Source organism: Pseudomonas sp. PDM10 (genome assembly GCF_014852295.1).
In the GTDB taxonomy this organism is placed as follows: Bacteria; Pseudomonadota; Gammaproteobacteria; order Pseudomonadales; family Pseudomonadaceae; genus Aquipseudomonas.
In genome coordinates this window covers 157,247-176,492 of sequence record NZ_JACVBJ010000003.1, presented here as the reverse complement: position 1 = coordinate 176,492, position 19,246 = coordinate 157,247, and the positions used below count along the sequence as shown (strand labels likewise).

Sequence of the window (19,246 nt, the reverse complement as noted above, 5' to 3'; positions counted from 1 at the left end):
ATCGGCTAAAACAATGCAGGGTTTGCCCGGTGTGACGCCGCCCCCTAGAATGCCCCGATGCGCGATGATCTCTCCCTTCTGCTGAACTCCCTCAACGATGCCCAACGCCAGGCCGTAGCTGCCCGCGTGGGTCGTCAGTTGGTCCTGGCCGGTGCTGGTTCCGGTAAAACCCGAGTGCTGGTGCACCGTATCGCCTGGTTGATCCAGGTCGAAAACGCCTCGCCCCACTCCATCCTGTCGGTGACCTTCACCAATAAGGCCGCTGCCGAGATGCGTCATCGCATCGAGCAACTGATGGGTATCAACCCGGCCGGCATGTGGGTCGGCACCTTCCACGGCCTGGCGCACCGCTTATTGCGGGCGCACTGGCAGGAAGCCGGTCTGAGCCAGACGTTCCAGATTCTCGACAGCGACGACCAGCAACGACTGGTCAAGCGGGTGATCCGCGAGCTGGGCCTGGACGAGCAACGCTGGCCGGCCCGCCAGGCCCAATGGTTCATCAACGGGCAGAAAGACGAAGGTCTGCGTCCGCAACACATTCAAGCCAGCGGTGATCTGTTTCTGGCGACCATGCGCAGCATTTATGAAGCCTATGAGGCTGCGTGCCTGCGCGCTGGCGTGATCGACTTCTCCGAACTGCTGCTACGCGCCCTCGACTTGTGGCGCGATCATCCGGGCCTGCTGGCGCACTATCAGAAGCGCTTCCGGCACATTTTGGTGGACGAGTTCCAGGACACCAACGCCGTGCAGTACGCCTGGTTGCGACTGCTGGCCAAGGGTGGCGACAGTCTGATGGTGGTTGGCGACGACGATCAGTCGATCTATGGCTGGCGCGGCGCGAAAATCGAAAACATTTATCAGTATTCCGACGATTTTCCAGATGCCGAAACCATTCGTCTGGAGCAGAACTACCGCTCCACCGCCGGCATCCTTAAAGCAGCCAACGCCCTGATCGCCAACAACACGGGACGCATGGGCAAAGAGCTGTGGACCGACGGCGGCGAAGGCGAAGCGATCAACCTGTACGCCGCGTTCAACGAACACGATGAAGCACGCTACGTGGTGGAAACCATCGAAAGCGCGCTGAAAACCGGCTTGGCTCGCAGCGATATCGCGATTTTGTACCGCTCCAACGCCCAATCACGCGTTTTGGAAGAAGCCTTGCTGCGTGAGCGCATTCCGTACCGCATCTATGGCGGTCAGCGCTTCTTCGAACGGGCAGAAATCAAAAACGCCATGGCCTACCTGCGCTTGCTGGAAGGTCGCGGCAACGATGCAGCGCTGGAGCGGGTGATCAACGTTCCGGCCCGGGGCATCGGAGAGAAAACCGTTGAAGCGATCCGCGACCATGCCCGTCACAGCGATGTGTCGATGTGGGAAGCCATGCGCCTGCTGGTGGCTAACAAAGGCCTGACCGGCCGTGCGGCCGGCGCGCTGGGCGCATTCATCGAGCTGATAGAGAACCTCGCCGCCAAGTGCATGGAAATGCCGCTGCATCTGATGACCCAGACCGTCATCGAGCAGTCCGGGCTGATCGCCTATCACGAAGCGGAAAAAGGCGAGAAAGGCCAGGCCCGGGTAGAAAACCTTGAGGAACTGGTCAGCGCCGCGCGCAACTTCGAAAACGCTGAAGAAGATGAAGACCTGACGCCATTGGCTGCGTTCCTCGGTCACGCGTCCCTGGAGGCCGGGGATACTCAGGCCGACGAGCACGAAGACAGCATTCAGTTGATGACGCTGCACAGCGCCAAGGGTCTGGAATTCCCTTACGTGTTCCTGGTGGGCATGGAAGAAGGCCTGTTCCCCCACAAGATGAGCCTTGAAGAACCGGGTCGTCTTGAAGAGGAGCGCCGTTTGGCCTACGTCGGTATCACCCGGGCCATGCAGAACCTGGTGATGACCTACGCTGAAACCCGACGCCTGTACGGCAGCGAGACTTACAACAAGGTGTCGCGTTTCGTACGTGAAGTGCCGAAAGGCCTGATCCAGGAAGTGCGGCTGTCCAACAGCGTCAGCCGTCCGTTCGGCGGTGGCCAGCAGCAGAGCTCCAGCAGCCTGTTTGGCGGTAGCGAGATCCCGGATACCGGGTTCAGCCTCGGCCAGGCCGTACGGCATTCGGTGTTTGGCGACGGTGTGATCCTGAACTTCGAAGGTGCCGGGGCCCAGGCTCGGGTGCAGGTGAACTTCAGCGAAGGCAGCAAGTGGCTGATGTTGGGTTACGCAAAGCTGGAAGCGATTTAAAGCCCACCAGTGATTGATCGTTCCCACGCTCTGCGTGGGTATGCATCCCGTGACGCTCCGCGTCACAGTGGACGCAGAGCGTCCATGGCGGCGTTAACACGCAGAGCATGGGAAACGATCTACGCAGAGGAATATGCATGGGCTCAGGCTTCTTTTCTTCCTGGACATTCTGGGCCCTGTTGTCAGCGGCATTTGCTGCCATGACCGCGATCTTCGCGAAAATTGGCATCGAAAACGTCAACTCCGACTTCGCCACCCTACTGCGCACCGTGGTGGTTTTGGTCAGTCTGGCCTTGATTTTGTACGCCACGGGCCAATATCAGTCATTAGGATCGATCTCTGCCAGGAGCTACCTGTTCCTGCTGCTGTCGGGACTTGCCACCGGTGCCTCGTGGATTTGCTACTTCCGCGCACTGAAACTGGGGCCGGCCTCACTGGTCGCTCCGGTGGACAAGCTCAGCGTGGTACTGGTGGCGGTGCTCGGCGTGATCCTGTTGGGCGAAAAACTCGATCTGCGCCAATGGGGTGGAATCGGCCTGATTACAGCCGGTGTGATCATGCTGGCGCTGCGCCGCTAGGCACCCTTCCTACAGAACTTATCCACTTACCCTACAGACCAAAGTTAACAGGCCTTATTGCGCTGACTGAAGCTGAACACAACCTGTCAGGCAAAAGCCCGAAACACTCTGCCGCTAGCCAGTAACCCTTCAGCTGTGCAACATGGCGCGCGTGCCATCCACAAATGGGAATTCCCTTTATGAAACGTTTTCTTAGCATCGCCATGGCGTTGTGCATCGGCCTGACGATGAGCCTCGACGCCAACGCCAAGCGCTTTGGTGGCGGTAAGAGTTCCGGCGCTGCGCCGACTCACCAGACCAGCCAAATGGCGCCTTCTTCTGCCGCAGGTGGTGCTGCCGCCACTGCGGGCGCGGCCGGTGCCGCTGGCGCTGCCGCCAAAGCCGGCGGTGCTTCGCGCTGGCTCGGCCCTCTGGCCGGCATCGCGGCCGGTGGCCTGCTGGCCTCCATGTTCATGGGCGGCGGCTTCCAGGGCATGCAGATCTTCGACATCCTGATCATGGCCGTCATCGCCTTCCTGATCTTCCGTTTCATCGCCGCTCGTCGTCGCAAGCAGCAGGAGCACATGGCTCCAGCTGGCGCACCGATGCAGCGTGAAGTGTTCGAGCAGAAGCCAACGGCCATGGGTTCGGTCTTCGGCGGCTCGGCAGCACCGGTTGCCGCTCGTCCGGTGATCAACGCTCCGGCCTGGTTCAATGAAAAGAACTTCATTGAAGCGGCCCGCAACCACTTCCAGTCCCTGCAGCAGCACTGGGACGCCAACGAAATGGACAAGATCGCCGAGTTCGTGACCCCGCAACTGCTGGAGTTCCTCAAGCGCGAACGTGCCGATCTGGGTGACGGTTTCCAGTCCACCTACATTGATAACCTCAATGTTCAACTGGACGGCGTGGATGACCGTGCCGACAAGACCATCGCCACCCTGACCTTCACCGGTGTGTCGAAGACCTCGCGTTTCGACCAGGGCGAAGTGTTCAGCGAAAGCTGGAACATGGAGCGTCCGCAGGGCGAGAACCAGCCTTGGCTGGTCGCCGGTATCCGCCAGAACGGCTGATCCCTCCTGCATTAAGCATGCTGTAACGAAAACCCCGGCCTGGCCGGGGTTTTTCTATTTCACGGTTACATCTATAGCGAGCTACTGTATAAACCGCCCCAACTAAACCGCGCCATCAAGCAAGAGGATCCCGGACGTGGAAGAAATCATCGAACAACTGCGTGAAGCCAACGAACCGGTACCGGTCCCCTTGGAGTTGCCCGACGAAGATCAATTGGTGGAAATCGAAGAACAGCTGTTCATCGACATTCCGTTTGTCTTCAGAGAGTTTTTGCTGACCGTCAGCGACGTCGTCTACGGCAGCCTGGAGCCGGTGACCGTCACCGACCCGCAATCCCACACCTACCTGCCAGACGTTGCCGCCAACGCCTGGGATGCGGGTGTTGATCGCAGCATGATTCCGATCTGCCAGGACGGTGACAACTACTACCTGGTCGAAGAAGACGGCACCGTGGTGCTGTGGTTGGCCGAAGAAGAGCTGATCGCCGAAGAAACCTGGGAATCGGTATGGCACTGGGCGCGGGACGTCTGGCTGGAAAGCTGAGACGCCTGACGCGCTACAGGGTTAATGCCCGGACGAATCCTTGTGGTTGTCCAGTGTTTCGAGCAACGCCACCTGCATCCGCGTGTGCACGCGGATGAACCAGCGCCAGAGCAGCGCCGCTACAGCGGCCGCGACGACAACGATCAGCACCAGCAACTTGTTGGTCGGCAGAATACTGGCCGACAAGGCTGCCAGCAGCAGAAAAATCACCAGCAGCGAGAGGATCGGGATCACTTCGGCGATCACCCGACGCACTCGCTGCGTGTGGCGGCCGGCCATCTCCGGCTTCACGCCCATCTCCGCCAACAGCATCGAGAGCGCCTTGAGCTTGCGATAGGCGGCGATCAGGAACGGCAGCGACAACAGCAACGCCCCGCCCCAAATCAACGCTTTCTGCCAGCTCGGGTCGCTGATCCAGTCTTGCAGGTAAGCGGACATGCGCTCGGCGAAAAAAGCACCCGAGAAGAAGATCGCAATCACCAGCGCCAGATTGACCCCCACCTGCAACAGAATCCGCCGAATCATCGACGCCAGCAGCGCGCCCTCGCCCTGAGGCTGGATGCTGCGCAGCCATTCGCCGTACATCCCCAATACCCTGCCCAGTCGCTTCGGCATCACCGCGGCAAGCTTGATCGACAGCGGATCAGCCGCGCGAATCAGGTAGGGCGTCAGCAACGTGGTGATCACCGAGACGGCAACCGCGACCGGGTAGAGGAAGTTGCTGGTGACCTGCAACGTCATGCCCAACGCGGCGATGATGAAAGAAAATTCGCCAATCTGCGAAAGCCCCATCCCGACTCGAAGTGAGGTACGTCCATCATTGCCAGCGATAAAGGCGCCAAGACCGCAAGAAAACATCTTGCCCAGCACCACGGCCACGGTAATCACTGCAATCGGCCACGCGTACTGCAGCAGGATCATCGGATCGAGCATCAGCCCAATGGCGACAAAGAAGATCGCACTGAACAGGTCGCGAACCGGTTCGATCAAACGCTCGATTTTCAGCAGTTGCCGGGATTCAGCCATGATCGCGCCAATCAGGAAGGCACCGAGCACCATGCTGTACTCAAGTTTTACCACCAGCAAACAGAAGCCGAAACACAGGCCTAACACCGTGATCAGCAGCATTTCATTGCTTTCGAACTTCGCCACGTAAGCCAGCAATCGCGGCACCAGCAGGATGCCTATGACCAGTGCGACAACCATGAACAGCGAGAGCTTGCCGACCGTTGAAAACACTTCGCCGGAACTGACCGTGCCGCTGACTGCGATGCTCGACAGCAAGGCGATGATGCCGATGCCAAGGATGTCTTCAACGATCAGCACGCCGAAAATCAGCTGCGCGAAGCGCTCGTTCTTCATCTTCAGGTCGTTGAGCGCCTTGACGATGATGGTGGTCGAGGAAATCGCCAGGATCGCGCCAAGAAACAGCGAGTCCATGGTGTTCCAGTCGAACCAGCGACCGATCTCGTAGCCGATCCAGATCATCAGCACGATTTCCAGGAACGCCGCAATGAACGCTGTGGCGCCGACCTTGAACAGCTTGCGCAGGCTGAACTCCAGGCCCAGGCAGAACATCAGGAAAATCACCCCGAGTTCGGCGAGGGTTTTGATGGTGTCTTCATCGTGGATCAGGCTGAACGGCGGGGTGTGCGGGCCGATGATGAAGCCAGCGACGATGTAGCCGAGCACCACCGGTTGTTTGAAGCGATGAAACAGCACGGTCACCACACCCGCGATCAACATGATCACTGCCAGATCCTGAATGAAACTGATGGCGTGCATGGTGTGGGGCTCCTATTCGAGCAAGGTGAAAAATCCACTTTCCGCGTGGGAATTACCCTTGAGAAGGGGCTTTTGAAGGGTATCACCGCGACTTCTGGCAGAAAGGCGGTGCAATATATGGAAACAGATCGCTCCAGGCGTGACGGCAGCCACCCGCCCGGCGTCCCGATAACTGTTGGTTTGAAAAGCTGACAAGGCCCCCGCAGAGGTGCCGCCCTTCCGAAATTCTGCCTTGAACCGTGAGAACGCTATGGAACCCGGAAACGCACAACTGTCGATGACGGTATTGATGACCCCCGACATGGCCAACTTCTCTGGCAATGTCCACGGCGGTACCTTGCTCAAATACCTCGACGAAGTGGCCTACGCGTGCGCCAGCCGTTATGCCGGCCGCTACGTGGTGACCCTGTCGGTGGATCAGGTGATTTTCCGCGAGCCGATTCATGTCGGCGAACTGGTGACCTTTCTGGCCTCGGTCAATTACACCGGCAACACCTCCATGGAGGTGGGCATCAAGGTAGTGACCGAGAACATCCGCGAGCGCTCGGTGCGCCACACCAACAGCTGCTTCTTCACCATGGTCGCAGTGGATGACGACCGCAAACCGGCTGTTGTCCCGCCTCTGCAACCGCAGAACAGCGAAGACAAACGCCGCTTCATGCAGGCCCAGCAACGTCGGCAGATTCGTCAGGAACTGGAAAAGCGCTATCAGGACATCAAGGGCGATGCCTGACATGTTTTGTCGTTAGATCGCATTCGCGGGCAAGCCTCGCTCCTACAGATTTCTCACCGTACCTGTAGGAGCGAGGCTTGCCCGCGAAGCTTTAAAGGCTGATCGGTGCCGCCTCAAACCGCACCCGCGGATGGGCGATCCGGTCCTGAGCCCGTACCAGTTCCAGCTCATAGCTGGAGCAAGCCTGGGTTTCCAGCAGCACTTCATGTACCGCCGACGCGGCGAATTCGAAAGCCGCCACCAGGCTATCGCCCAACAGTACGCGAGCCAGAAACAGTCCGGAGGTCAGGTCGCCGACGCCCACCGGCTGACGCGGAAACGCCAGCAGCGGACGGCGCAAATGCCAGCTGTCTTCGGCCGTCACCAGCAACATCTCGAAAACATCCGCCGGTTTACCCGGATAGTCCAGATGCTTGACCAGCACAGCCTTCGGACCACGCGCCAGCAGCGCTCGCGCCATGGCCAGGCAATCGAACAACGATTGCGGCTTGCGCCCCGAAAAGCTGTCCAGCTCCAGCTGGTTCGGACACATGAAGTCCGCCACCGCAGCCGCCTCCTCCAGCAGGAAATCGCTGACTTCCGCGGGCACGCTGCAACCCTTTTCAGGATGGCCCATCACCGGGTCACACAGATACAGTGCCTTGGGATTCATCGACTTGATCCGCGCCACCCCCGTCAGGATCGCCCGGCCCTGGGCAGCACTGCCGAGATAGCCAGACAGCACGGCGTCGCAGTTGCCCAGTTCGCCAATCGCCGCGATGCCTTCGACCAGGTCGGGAATCTGATGCGGCGCCAGCACCTCACCGGCCCATTGGCCGTACTGGGTGTGGTTGGAGAACTGCACGGTATTGAGCGGCCATACATTCACCCCGACCCGCTGCATCGGGAAAACCGCGGCGCTGTTGCCAGCGTGGCCGAACACCACGTGGGACTGGATGGCGAGCAGATGGGGCGTACGTTTCATGCGGTGGGTTTTCCGTCAAACGATTGAAATTCAAGCCGCGCAGTATGCGACTAAACACAGCCTGTACGACAGACCGGCGACGCAGTTAAGCTGACACTATCTTGTTGGAGCAATGTGTTGATGCTGACCCTTGGAAATATCTTCGTCCTGATGCTGCTTGCCACCGGTGGCGCGTGGTTATGGCACAACCATGGCTTGCGCGAGCGCGCGCTGGAGCGGGTCAAGCTGCATTGCGCCAAGCTCGGAATCGAGCTGCTGGACGGCAATGTGGCCTTGAAGAAGATCGCATTCATTAAAGACGCAAACGGCCGGCGGCGCCTCGCCCGTGTGTATAACTTCGAATTCACCGTGACCGGTGAAAGCCGTCACAACGGCACCATCACCCAGTTTGGTGCCCACAGTGCGCAGATTGAGCTGGAGCCCTACCCGATGCCGTTCGACGACACACCTGCGGTGACCGATGTCGTGAAACCGCGCGCCGAGGTGATCGAGATGAGTCAGTGGCGGCAAGAACACACTAAATGGCGCCCGTGATTTAAATCGGGCTCGACCGGCAGTCGGCTAGATCTCTTTGTAATGAATCAACTTCCTGCGGCTCACTGAAAATCAGCTCGATGCGCGAATCACGGCGCCATTCGCTGGGCTGCCAGTCCAGCACCGAGTTTTCCAGCGCATTCACCGAAACCCAACCGTCGACGCTGTGGATAACCAGTTTCGCCCGCCGCCAGGCAAGGCTTTCAAGCCAACGACCAACGAGCGTCGCATCGAAAGTCTGACTCGGATGCCAGCGCCACCCAACGCTCCAGCCGCCCTCCTGCTCCTGACTCAAGCAAATTGGCAGCGCAGGGTCGGTCCAGATGGCCGGCAGCTGTGCCAATCCTTTGGGTGCAACGAAGTTATCCACACCCGCTACAGCCTGAATCCCAAGCCCTGGTAACTCACTCAATGGCAACGCAGCTTGCTGCGTCCAGTACAACGGACGCGTCGGCAACTGTGCAGCGATTCGCTGGCGATCAGCGTCGTCGAGATTTTCGGCTTTATTCATCAACAACAACCCGGCGCTGTTCAGCGCTTCCTGTTGCGCCACCGGCAGCGGTTTGCCGGCAGCAAGTGCCTGGGCGTCCAGCACCAGTACGCAGGGTTGAACAGCCAACACGCCTTGCCACGGCGCCTCACTCAATTGCCTGAACAATTGCGCCGGATGCCCCAGCCCGGAGGGCTCGATAAACAGCCGATCCGGCCGCGCCTTGCGTAGCAAACGCCCGAGGCCAATCTGAAACGGCGCACCATTGACGCAACACAAACAGCCCCCGGCCACTTCACCCAGTGCGATACCATCGGCGTCCTGGGTCAGCAATGCAGCGTCGAGGCCGATCTGACCGAATTCGTTGATTAACACTGCCCAACGCTCATTCGCCGGCCGCTGCGCCAACAGGTGCTTGATCAGGCTGGTCTTGCCGGCACCCAAAGGGCCAGCAATGATGTGAGTGGGAATGTTCTGCAACATGGTCGAAAGTTTCTGAGGAGGTAAGGATGCGGTTGATGGGATTGTCGTTGCTCCTGGCGCTCACTTCAGGTGAGGCGCTGGCTCAAGCCTGCGTGGTACATAGCACGGCTGCGCGACTCGACGTGAAAGTCTGCCAGCAGAACCGCAACATCCCGGAAAAGCTGTTCGCCGATGGGTTCTGCCAGCCGAATCTTCCCGGCCAGAAAGTCGAGGTGCAGTACGTCGATCAATGCCCCACCGGCGCGTTCGGCGTGTGCAGCAACGCCCAAGTCGCCAATATGCCTTACCGGCAGGATATTCACTATTACGGCGTAGCCACGGATGCGGCGTATTTGAAGCCGTTTTGTGAAGCCCAGAGCCAGGGAACCTGGCTCAAGCCGTGAGCCGCTAGCTGAGCCAGTCGAGCGTCAGGATCAGCCGCCGCTCACCGGGCGCAAGCTGCGGCGACCGATGAATCAGGCCAAAGCCTTCGTTGCCATGCCATTTCTCGCCTTTGAGCAACGCGACTTCGCCGCAGGCGATCTGCTGGATCAGCGCATTGTCCTGGGGTTCGACTTCGGCTTTACCCAGTTGTCGGCGATCCATCGCACCTTCCTTCAGCCACTGGCTGCCGATCCCGCAATACGTGGTGATCAGCCGCACCGGCACGTGATCGACGTGGAAACGCGGGCACATGGCCTTGTCGAGGACCCGCAGGCGCAGGCCGACACGCTTGGCGCCCAGCAAACAGGCGAAAGCACTGACCAGCCAGGAGACGTCGGCGATTAAACCTTCGTAACCTTCGAGATCGCTGAAACCTGAGGCCAATCCGCGAAGATTGGGTTCGGTATCATCACTGGGCAATTCCAGGACCAACGACTCGGCCAACGGCTCGTTCAGGGACAGCAGCAAACGCCCGAAATCAGCGATGTGCGCCGGCAGTTGGCGCTGCCAAACGGCGAGGTTTACACCGTCATCCAGTACTCGGGTCAGCGCTCGCGGCGTCTCACCTTGAACTTGATAAATGATCGGCCGCAGTTTCAGACTGGGTGCCAACATCAGGCTGCCGCCTCTTCATGCCACGGGCCAAATGGATCTGGCAGCGATCGCCAGCCCTCGACGCCTAACGCCATTTCATCGTCGGTCAGCAGGCAATTGTCGAGTTCATGGGTGAGTTGCGTGAAGTCGATGTGCTGGCCGATGAACACCAGTTCCTGGCGGCAATCGCCAGTGGTTGCGGTCCAGTTTTCCATGATCCCGGCGGTGCTTTCTTCGTCCTGCGGCCACTGGGTTTTCGGCACGAAACGCCACCAGCGCCCGGCGAAACCATGGCGCATCAATCCGCCGGCCTGGGACCAGCTACCGGCGTCCATGTGCTTGCTGGCCAGCCAGAAGAAGCCCTTGGAGCGCAGTAGTTTGCCGTTCACCCACGGGCGGTCGATGAAGCTGAAAAAACGCTGCGGATGAAACGGTCGGCGTGCTCGATAAGCTGCCGAGGCGATGCCGTATTCCTCGGTTTCGGGCACGTGTTCGCCACGCAATTCCTGTAGCCAGCCCGGCGCCTGAGCGGCCTTTTCGAAGTCGAAACGACCGGTATTGAGGATTTTCTTGAGCGGCACTTCGCCCATCACCATCGGAATGATTTCGGCCTGGGCATTGAGCCGTTCGAGGATCGCGATCAGCTCCTGGCGTTCGCGGCTGCTGATCAAGTCAATCTTGCTGATCAGAATCACGTCGGCGAATTCGATCTGCTCGATCAACAAATCAGTGATCGAGCGTTCGTCCTCTTCACCCAAGGTTTCACCACGGGAAGCGAGGCTTTCGGCAGCCTGATAGTCGAGCAGGAAGTTCATGCCATCGACCACGGTGACCATGGTGTCGAGCCGGGCGATGTCGGCCAGGCTCTGCCCTTCTTCATCGCGGAAGGTGAAGGTTTCCGCCACGGGCAGTGGCTCTGAAATGCCGGTGGATTCGATCAATAAATAATCAAAGCGACCTTCCTTGGCGAGTTTGCTCACCTCTTCCAACAAGTCTTCGCGCAAGGTGCAGCAGATACAGCCATTGCTCATTTCCACGAGTTTTTCTTCGGCACGATTCAGGGTGACATCGCGCTGGACTTCACTGCCATCGATGTTGATTTCGCTCATATCATTGACGATCACGGCGACGCGCAGGTTGTCGCGATTACGTAGCACGTAGTTGAGCAGCGTACTTTTGCCAGCGCCGAGAAAGCCCGACAGAACGGTTACGGGGAGACGATTGGGCATCGGGTATTCCTCACAGAGATGCCCGGTCGCAGTGTCGGGCTTTACTTGATGTTATAGTATAACAACACAGTCAAGCCACTCTCCTCTTGCCCAAGATGACCAAGGGCACGATGCTCAAGCCCATTCGCTCAGTGAGAAATCCTATGCGTGTCGCCCTTAAAATGGCGCTGATGAGCGTTTCACTGCTGGTCGCTGTCGGCGTCAGGGCGCAAAGCCCGAGCCTGGCCGAATGCACCCGAAGCGCCAATCTGCTGGCCTGCGTGGATGGCGACGGCAACGCCTACAGCGTCAACACCGCCGGAAGCACGATCTATCTGCGGGGCTTCGAAGCGGCCGGTAAACGCCACTGGGCACAGACCAACAGTCGCTACGGACAACTCACGTTTTTCACTGGGATCGCATCCGATGGCGAGGCCTGGGTCGGCTACAACCGTCGCGTCGGCTGGACCACGATCAATCGATTTTCCAGCTCCGGTGGTAGCAGCGGCAAGTTCATATGTAGCCGGATGACAGGGTGCTGAGCCTGCATAAAGTAATTGCGTAACGTCGCGCCCAAGTTCTTACTGTCAAGTTACTGTTCTTGCTCGATGATGAAACGGTCAACCGCCATATATTGGCCATCAGAGCTAAAGTCAATCTCGAGGCGAGATATAAAACCTGCTTCCCCACGGTCATATTTGACTACTTGCGCTACATCGCTTTGCAGTTTCAATGTCTCGATAAGCAATCCGCTTTGATCACGACAATGACAAACATAACCATGGGCATTGTATCCGTGAAACAAAAACTCGAAACGTTTGATTCTTGGATGGCTGAACATAACTATCAAGCTTCCGTGTCCAAAATGACCATCAGAGTGTGAATGCAGACCTTTTCCGCTAAAGCCTCCTTCGGAACGGACGTCTTCGATACTCATCCCCAAACTATTACTCGATGAAGTTGTAGCGAATGTCATATGTGGGGTAACCAGCTCTTCTCCGGTCACATACTTACGTGTTTCGAGTGAATCGAAATCCTCAACATATTTTTCAACTTGCATGAATAACTCCTTCACTTAGGATAAATGTTTAAATTTATTTACGCGCTATTAGTAAGCCCCGTCACCGAAGAACTGTCTACTGTCAGATATGACAGGTAACCCGTCAGTCTTTAGACCATTTTAAATAGATTGATCGGTTTATTATTCCGTCTTTAGTTCCACAATATTTATTTCCATCAGTTCGAAAAGTTCAACGGGCCTTTGCTGCCGTAGCGGCAGTCGATCACGCCGATGTCGCGCTTGAAAGTGAGCCTTATTGATAGACAGCAGAGGGAATACCCGTCGATGGCTCTGACCGTCACCGTGCTGGGCAGGATCAGGTTTAACCGGTGACGTCTGCACATAATGAAATCCTGTTCATGAAAAAGGCGTGGTCGAATTCAATGTAATAACATAACATTAGAAATCAACTCCCACGACGGACCTGCTCATGAATGCGCTGACTCTGCCGGATATTGCCTCGAAGGCATCACATCAAGCCTTGCCACTCGACTGGGTGGGCATGTGCGGCGTTGCTCTTCCTGTTTTGTTCGATGGCCAACGATTGAGTGCAAAGGCCGACGCCGGCGTTAGCCTCGATGATGGCGAGGCGCGCGGGATTCACATGTCGCGTCTGTACTTGGCGCTGGAAATGCTCGAGCAAGAAAACCTGACACCCGCCTTGTTGCGGCGAGTTTTGCAAAGTTTTCTCGATACTCATGAAGGACTGTCCACCAGCGCGTACTTAAAAATCCACACCGATTTACTGCTCAAAAGACCGGCGCTGGTCAGTCCATTGGCCGGCTGGAAAACCTATCCAGTGAGCATCGAAGCACGTTTGAAAAACGCGATGTTCCACGTGGAACTAAAAATCGACGTGCCTTATTCCTCGACTTGTCCGTGCTCCGCCGCGCTTTCCCGGCAACTGATTCAGCAGCAATTCGTCGATGACTTCGCCAACAAGCCACTGCAACACGCCGATGTGTTGACTTGGCTCGGCTCGACAAAAGGCATCGTCGCAACGCCTCACAGCCAACGGAGCACTGCGCAATTGCGGCTTCGACTGGACGACTATCTGGATGACTTGCCGCTGATCGCGATCATCAACGACGCCGAAGCGGCCCTCGGCACCGCCGTACAAACCGCCGTAAAACGCGCCGACGAACAAGCCTTCGCGCTGGCCAACGGTCAGAACCTGATGTTCTGCGAAGACGCCGCACGACGTTTGAACCTGGCCCTGAAACGCTCCCCCGGCGTCAACGCCTTCCACATACGAGTCGTCCACGCGGAAAGCCTCCACGCACACGATGCGGTCGCCGAAAGCCGCTGGAATTGGGAGGCCGCATGATTCATTGCCAAGCCTTGCGTTGGGGTGCACCCGGCCAGCCACTGACTCCCGACGTGGATTTCGAACTGGCCAAAGGAAGTCTGACCGCCGTCATCGGTGCCAATGGCTCGGGCAAAAGCAGCCTGCTGAAAGTTATCGCGGGTTTGCAAAAACCGCTAATGGGCAAAGTCATCCTGGATGTTCCACGCAAGGGCAGCCTCTCGTTCCTGCCCCAGCAACAACACCTGGATCGCCAATTCCCCATTAGCCTGCAAGAGTTAGTGGCCGCCGGTTTCTGGGGTAGCACGCAGTCTCCCGAAACACGCAGACAGCGCCTCAAAGCCGTGCTGGAAAACTGGTGCCTGAGCGGACTGGAACAGCGCCCGTTGATGGCCTTGTCCGGCGGCGAATTACAGCGTGCCCTGCTCGCCCGTTTGAGCCTCGCCGACGCACCATTGCTATTGCTCGACGAACCCCACGCCGCCCTAGACGAACTCGGTCAGGCACTGCTCTGGAAACACATTCACGCCTGGCATGCGGAAGGCCGAACCCAGCTGATCGTGTGCCATGACCTAGCCGCAGTTCGCCAACACATTCCTCAAACGTTGCTGATCAAAAGTACCGGTTGCGTCCTCGGATCGAGCGTCGATCTGATCCACCAACAACCCCATACGCGGGTGGCCTGATGCTCGCAGCCGCTCATCTTTGGCAACCGTTCCACGAGTTCGTGTTCATGCGCCGAGCGCTGCTGGGTGGATTGGTTCTGGCATGCAGCACCGCACCGTTGGGCGTGTTTTTGATCCTGCGACGCATGAGCCTGATCGGCGACGCGGTGGCTCACGGCATTCTGCCGGGGGCCGCATTGGGCTTCTGGTTCGCCGGATTGAGTCTGCCGGCGCTGACCGTCGGCGGCCTCGGTGCCGGTCTCGGCATGGCCGGACTCGCCGCCTGGATCACCCGTCGCACCGGCCTGCGAGAAGACGCCAGCCTCGCCGCGATCTACCCGATTTCCCTTGCCTGCGGTGTGCTGATCCTCGGCATCGCCGGCAAACGTCTGGACCTGTTGCACCTGTTGTTTGGTTCGGCGCTGGCCGTCGATGGCCCGACGTTGACCGGCATGGTGTGGGTCTCGGCACTCAGCCTGATCGCCATGGCCTTCATCTATAAACCGCTGTTGCTGGACACCCTCGACCCACTCTTTTTGCAAACCGTCAGCCGACTCGGCCCGTTGGCTCACGGCGTATTTCTGACCCTGGTGGTGCTGAATCTGGTGATCGGTTTTCAAGCCATCGGTGCGCTGATGGTGGTCGGTTTGATGATGCTGCCCGCCGCCGCGTCGCGCTTCTGGAGTCGTCGCTTGCCCGTGTTGATAGCCATCGCCGCCCTGCTCGGCTGCCTCTCCGTGTGGCTCGGACTGTTGCTGTCGTTCTACTACTCGCTGCCCAGTGGCCCGGCGATCGTGCTGGTGGCTGGCGGTTTGTATCTGCTGTCCGTGGTGTTCGGACCGGTGCACGGTTTGCTGCGCCGCCCGCCTTTGCTCACATCCCAATGAGGTGTTACCCGATGCGCGCTTTACTCGTGCTGTTCAGTTTGCTGCTGTCGATGTCGCTGTCTGCTGCGGAAAAACTTCAGGTAGTCACCAGTTTCAGCATCCTCGCCGACATGACCCATCAAGTCGGCGGCGACCATATCCAGATCACCAACATGGTCGGCCCGGACGCCGATGCTCACACGTACGAGCCGACCCCGGACGACGCCAAGGCGTTGCTCAAAGCCAAACTAATCATCAAAAACGGCTTGGGTTTCGAGCCATGGCTGGACCGCCTGGTGACCAGCACCGAGACCAAAGCGCCAGTGATCAGCGCGAGCCACGGTGTTATCCCGCGCTCCCTGGATGAAGATGGCGAGACCATTCCCGACCCGCACGCTTGGCACAATCTGGCGAACGCTGAGCTGTACATCAGCAACATCACCAAGGCGCTGATCGCCGCCGACCCGACAAACAAAGCCGACTACGAACGCAACAGCCAGGCCTACCTGAAACAGATCTACGCGCTGCTCGCCGAAGCCAAGGCAAAACTCGGTTCGCTGCCACCGGGCAATCGCAAAATCGTGACGTCCCATGACGCCTTCGGTTACCTCGGTCAGGCTTACGGTATCGACTTCATGGCGCCTCAAGGTCTGTCCACTGAACGCGAACCGTCAGCCGCCGAAGTCGCTGCATTGATCACCCAGATTCGCCAGGCCAAGGTCAAAGCGGTGTTCATGGAAAACATCAAGGATGCACGTCTGCTCAAGCAGATTGCCGATGAAAGCGGCGCGCACATCGGTGGCACGTTGTACTCCGATGCCCTTGCGGCTAACGGGCCGGCCAGCACCTTTGTCGGGTTGTTCGAGTACAACCTCAACACCCTGTACAACGCGTTGAGCAAGCCATGATCCGCAAGAATCCTTCCGGTGATTTGCCGGTGATAGCGGAGTCTGCCTACGTGGATAAAACCGCCATCATCTGCGGCAAAGTGGTGATCGGCGAGAACGTCTTCGTCGGTCCTTACGCGGTGATTCGGGCCGACGAAGTGGATGCCTCGGGCGAGATGGAGCCGATCACCATCGGCGCCAACTCGAACATCCAGGATGGCGTGGTGATCCACTCCAAGTCCGGGGCGGCAGTGACCATCGGCGAGTTCAGTTCCATCGCCCACCGCTCGATCGTTCATGGTCCATGCAAGGTTGGCGATCGGGTGTTCATCGGGTTCAACAGCGTGCTGTTCAACTGCGTCGTCGGTGACGGCTGCGTGGTGCGCCACAACTCGGTAGTCGACGGTCGCGACCTGCCTGAAGACTTCTATGTGCCCTCCACCACCCGCATCGGCCCGAAAACTGATCTGTCGCAGTTCCCACCGGTGAGCGTCAGCGCCTCGGAGTTTTCCGAAGACGTGGCGCGCACCAACGTCGACCTGGTGCGCGGCTACAAAGCCCTGCAGAACGAGTTCTGACCATGAGCAGCGTGCTGATTCGCAATGCCCGGCTGGTGAATGAAGGCCGTGAGTTTGATGGTGATCTGTTGGTGAGCAACGGGCGAATCGTGAAGATCGCCAGCAGCATCCACGGTGAAAATGCCGACGTTGAAATCGATGCACAAGGGCAGTGGCTGCTGCCCGGAATGATCGACGACCAAGTGCACTTCCGCGATCCAGGCTCGCCAGACAAAGGCAGCGTCTACACCGAATCCCGGGCTGCGGTGGCCGGTGGCATCACCAGCTTCATGGACATGCCCAACACTAATCCGGCGACCCTGACCCTCAGCGCACTGGCCGATAAAAAGCGTCGAGCGGCAACTGACTCCGTCGCCAATTACGGCTTTCATTTCGGCGTGAGCAACGACAATCTCGACACCGTCGCCAAGCTCAATCCTTGTGAAGTTGCGGGAGTCAAAGTGTTCATGGGCGCTTCGACCGGCAACATGCTGGTGGATGACCCGAGGATTCTCGAGCGGCTATTCGCCGAGGTGCCGACCCTTTTGTTGGCCCACTGCGAACACACGCCCAGCATCGACGCCAACGCAGCGAACCTGCGTGAGTTGTTCGGCGAACACCTTCCAGCGGCGGCCCACCCGCTGATCCGCAACGCCGAGGCCTGCTTTCGCTCCTCCTCAATGGCTGTGGAACTGGCCAGGCGTCACGGCACCCGACTGCATGTTCTGCACCTGACCACCGCCCGCGAACTGGCGTTGTTCGAAGACAAGCCGCTGGCCCAGAAACGCATCACCGCCGAAGTCTGCCTGCACCACTTGCTGTTCGATGACCGGGATTACCCGAGCCTCGGCAACCTGATCAAGTGCAACCCGGCGATCAAAACCCAGGCGGACCGCGATGCCTTGCGCGAAGCATTGCTGAGCGATCGTCTCGACGTGATCGGCAGCGATCATGCGCCTCACACTTGGGCTGAAAAACAGCGACCGTACAGCCAAGCGCCATCCGGCTTGCCGTTGGTACAGCACGCCCTGCCCGCATTGCTGGAACTGGTCGCAGATGAAGTGTTGCCGATCACTACGCTCGTCGCAAAAACCAGTCACCGGGTCGCTGATCTGTTCGCCATTCCCGACCGCGGTTATTTGCGCGAAGGTTATTGGGCTGACCTCGTTATGATCAAACCCGAACCCGGCGGCGTCGCCGTTTCCCAGCAGCCGATCCTGTCTCAATGCGGCTGGACTCCTTTTGCCCGTCAGCGTTTTCGCCACAGCGTCAGCACCACCATCGTGTCGGGGCAAATTGCCTGGCACCGCAAACGTCTTAATGACGACTGTCAGGGTTTACCACTACGATTTATGCGCTAGCACTCGGGAGCACCGACATGATTCACATCACCCTGAGCGATGGTTCATTGCGTGAATACGACCAGCCACTGTCGGTGTACGAGCTCGCCGCGAGTATCGGACCCGGACTGGCAAAAGCGGCGGTGGCCGGCCGAGTGGACGGCATCCTGGTGGACTGTGAGTTCATGATCGAGGCCGATGCCCGGGTCAGCATCGTCACGCCTCAAGAGCCCGATGGGCTGGAGATCCTGCGACGCTCCTGTGTACTGATGCTGGCCATGGCCGTTAAACAACTCCATCCCCAGGTGCAATTGCACTCAGGAACGGCGCTGGGCGACGGGTTCTTTCATGAGTTTTCCGCCGAGCGATCCTTAACGCCGACAGACCTGCCACTGATCGAAGCCCGCATGCAGACGCTGGCGGCGACCAATCACTCGATTCGCCGTCAAGGAAAGACGCCGCTGTACCGCCTGGGGAACGTCGAATCTACGACCGCCGGCCCGCATGTCCCCGCGACCAGAGTGCTGCAAGCGTTCACCCTCGATCACATCAGCAGTACGTTGCCGCAACGGATTTACGGTACGTGCTGGTCCTGCCAACAAGAGCTTGATAACTGGCGGACACCGCCCCACGTCATGATCGTCAGCATGGACCAACGTCAGGCGGATTACGCGCAGTCGGTCACCGAGGCATTGCGCAGAAGTGGCGTGCGCGCCCGTGCGGATCTGCGTCACGAGAAAGTCCGCCAAAAAATTCGCGAGCACAGTCAGCACGTGCCATATCTGGTGGTGATCGGGGAGAAAGAAAAAGAAGGCGGGTTTGTCAGTGTGCGCAGCCGCACTGGGGAGGATTTCGGCAGGATGAGCGTTGAGACGGTGTGTGAGTGGTTGAATCAGGCCCGCTCCCACACAGTCATGTAAGGACGCGGGCCTGCTG

At 58.7% G+C, this 19,246-nt stretch carries 22 protein-coding genes; 15 read left to right on the top strand and 7 right to left on the bottom strand.

Annotated features, from left to right (window positions below; genetic code table 11):
- Positions 1 to 57: 57 nt before the first annotated feature.
- The 4 genes from uvrD to IB252_RS11915 all read left to right on the top strand — a co-directional run bounded on the left by uvrD (position 58) and on the right by IB252_RS11915 (position 4,415).
- On the top strand, positions 58 to 2,241 hold the full coding sequence (gene uvrD / locus IB252_RS11930) for a DNA helicase II (protein WP_056738578.1): 2,184 nt from the start codon (positions 58 to 60) through the stop codon (positions 2,239 to 2,241).
- 137 nt (positions 2,242 to 2,378) lie between these two features.
- Positions 2,379 to 2,819: an EamA family transporter gene (locus IB252_RS11925; RefSeq protein ID WP_192408809.1), complete on the top strand. Its 441-nt coding sequence runs from the start codon at positions 2,379 to 2,381 to the stop codon at positions 2,817 to 2,819.
- Between the two features lie 179 nt (positions 2,820 to 2,998).
- On the top strand, positions 2,999 to 3,871 hold the full coding sequence (locus IB252_RS11920; protein ID WP_111448213.1) for a Tim44 domain-containing protein: 873 nt from the start codon (positions 2,999 to 3,001) through the stop codon (positions 3,869 to 3,871).
- A gap of 136 nt (positions 3,872 to 4,007) precedes the next feature.
- A complete protein-coding gene (locus IB252_RS11915) occupies positions 4,008 to 4,415 on the top strand; it encodes an SMI1/KNR4 family protein (protein ID WP_008156656.1) in 408 nt (135 codons plus the stop codon).
- Positions 4,416 to 4,436: 21 nt separating this feature from the next.
- On the opposite strand, the gene IB252_RS11910 is transcribed toward IB252_RS11915, so the two are convergent.
- Entirely contained in the window at positions 4,437 to 6,200 is a 1,764-nt protein-coding gene (locus IB252_RS11910; protein ID WP_192408808.1) for a cation:proton antiporter, read from the bottom strand.
- A gap of 250 nt (positions 6,201 to 6,450) precedes the next feature.
- Between IB252_RS11910 and IB252_RS11905 the strand changes: the two genes are divergently transcribed.
- Positions 6,451 to 6,933 carry an acyl-CoA thioesterase gene (locus IB252_RS11905; protein ID WP_008156660.1) on the top strand — a complete coding sequence of 161 codons (483 nt, stop codon included), beginning with the start codon at positions 6,451 to 6,453 and terminating at the stop codon, positions 6,931 to 6,933.
- 91 nt (positions 6,934 to 7,024) lie between these two features.
- Here IB252_RS11905 and pdxY read toward each other — a convergent pair whose 3' ends face one another.
- Positions 7,025 to 7,897, bottom strand: coding sequence for a pyridoxal kinase PdxY (gene pdxY / locus IB252_RS11900; protein WP_134098355.1), 873 nt, complete (start codon positions 7,895 to 7,897; stop codon positions 7,025 to 7,027).
- A 120-nt stretch (positions 7,898 to 8,017) separates the two neighbouring features.
- Here pdxY and IB252_RS11895 point away from each other — a divergent pair, with 120 nt between their 5' ends.
- A complete protein-coding gene (locus IB252_RS11895; RefSeq protein ID WP_111448211.1) occupies positions 8,018 to 8,431 on the top strand; it encodes a DUF3301 domain-containing protein in 414 nt (137 codons plus the stop codon).
- A 1-nt stretch (position 8,432) separates the two neighbouring features.
- Here the strand turns inward: IB252_RS11895 and IB252_RS11890 are convergent, their stop codons facing one another.
- A complete protein-coding gene (locus tag IB252_RS11890) occupies positions 8,433 to 9,404 on the bottom strand; it encodes a CobW family GTP-binding protein (RefSeq protein WP_192408806.1) in 972 nt (323 codons plus the stop codon).
- A gap of 26 nt (positions 9,405 to 9,430) precedes the next feature.
- On the opposite strand from IB252_RS11890, the gene IB252_RS11885 reads away from it, so the two are divergent.
- Entirely contained in the window at positions 9,431 to 9,787 is a 357-nt protein-coding gene (locus IB252_RS11885; RefSeq protein WP_008156668.1) for a hypothetical protein, read from the top strand.
- A gap of 4 nt (positions 9,788 to 9,791) precedes the next feature.
- On the opposite strand, the gene IB252_RS11880 is transcribed toward IB252_RS11885, so the two are convergent.
- On the bottom strand, positions 9,792 to 10,442 hold the full coding sequence (locus tag IB252_RS11880) for a DUF1826 domain-containing protein (protein WP_192408804.1): 651 nt from the start codon (positions 10,440 to 10,442) through the stop codon (positions 9,792 to 9,794).
- A complete protein-coding gene (zigA, locus tag IB252_RS11875; protein WP_192408802.1) occupies positions 10,442 to 11,650 on the bottom strand; it encodes a zinc metallochaperone GTPase ZigA in 1,209 nt (402 codons plus the stop codon). The genes IB252_RS11880 and zigA overlap by 1 nt, the downstream gene beginning before the upstream one ends.
- Before the next feature lie 143 nt (positions 11,651 to 11,793).
- On the opposite strand from zigA, the gene IB252_RS11870 reads away from it, so the two are divergent.
- Positions 11,794 to 12,171, top strand: coding sequence for a glutamine synthetase (locus IB252_RS11870; protein WP_192408800.1), 378 nt, complete (start codon positions 11,794 to 11,796; stop codon positions 12,169 to 12,171).
- Between the two features lie 50 nt (positions 12,172 to 12,221).
- Here the strand turns inward: IB252_RS11870 and IB252_RS11865 are convergent, their stop codons facing one another.
- Positions 12,222 to 12,689 carry a hypothetical protein gene (locus tag IB252_RS11865; RefSeq protein WP_192408798.1) on the bottom strand — a complete coding sequence of 156 codons (468 nt, stop codon included), beginning with the start codon at positions 12,687 to 12,689 and terminating at the stop codon, positions 12,222 to 12,224.
- Between the two features lie 176 nt (positions 12,690 to 12,865).
- Positions 12,866 to 13,033: a hypothetical protein gene (locus IB252_RS11860; protein ID WP_192408796.1), complete on the bottom strand. Its 168-nt coding sequence runs from the start codon at positions 13,031 to 13,033 to the stop codon at positions 12,866 to 12,868.
- Positions 13,034 to 13,119: 86 nt separating this feature from the next.
- On the opposite strand from IB252_RS11860, the gene folE2 reads away from it, so the two are divergent.
- Genes folE2 through IB252_RS11825 form a run of 7 tightly spaced genes read left to right on the top strand, consistent with a single transcriptional unit; the run spans position 13,120 to position 19,230 of the window.
- Positions 13,120 to 14,016, top strand: a complete 897-nt coding sequence (folE2, locus tag IB252_RS11855; protein WP_192408794.1) for a GTP cyclohydrolase FolE2 — start codon at positions 13,120 to 13,122, stop codon at positions 14,014 to 14,016.
- Complete coding sequence (locus IB252_RS11850) at positions 14,013 to 14,681, top strand: metal ABC transporter ATP-binding protein (RefSeq protein ID WP_192408792.1); 669 nt, start codon at positions 14,013 to 14,015, stop codon at positions 14,679 to 14,681. The genes folE2 and IB252_RS11850 overlap by 4 nt, the downstream gene beginning before the upstream one ends.
- Complete coding sequence (locus IB252_RS11845; protein WP_192408790.1) at positions 14,681 to 15,547, top strand: metal ABC transporter permease; 867 nt, start codon at positions 14,681 to 14,683, stop codon at positions 15,545 to 15,547. Before IB252_RS11850 ends, IB252_RS11845 begins: the two co-directional genes overlap by 1 nt.
- An 11-nt stretch (positions 15,548 to 15,558) precedes the next feature.
- Complete coding sequence (locus IB252_RS11840; RefSeq protein WP_192408788.1) at positions 15,559 to 16,434, top strand: metal ABC transporter substrate-binding protein; 876 nt, start codon at positions 15,559 to 15,561, stop codon at positions 16,432 to 16,434.
- On the top strand, positions 16,431 to 16,991 hold the full coding sequence (locus IB252_RS11835) for a DapH/DapD/GlmU-related protein (RefSeq protein WP_046044954.1): 561 nt from the start codon (positions 16,431 to 16,433) through the stop codon (positions 16,989 to 16,991). Before IB252_RS11840 ends, IB252_RS11835 begins: the two co-directional genes overlap by 4 nt.
- Before the next feature lie 2 nt (positions 16,992 to 16,993).
- Positions 16,994 to 18,331: a dihydroorotase gene (locus IB252_RS11830; protein ID WP_192408786.1), complete on the top strand. Its 1,338-nt coding sequence runs from the start codon at positions 16,994 to 16,996 to the stop codon at positions 18,329 to 18,331.
- Positions 18,332 to 18,348: 17 nt separating this feature from the next.
- The gene (locus IB252_RS11825) at positions 18,349 to 19,230 is read left to right on the top strand and encodes a His/Gly/Thr/Pro-type tRNA ligase C-terminal domain-containing protein (RefSeq protein WP_192408783.1); all 882 of its coding nucleotides are present in this window, start codon (positions 18,349 to 18,351) and stop codon (positions 19,228 to 19,230) included.
- The last annotated feature ends 16 nt before the right edge of the window (positions 19,231 to 19,246 follow it).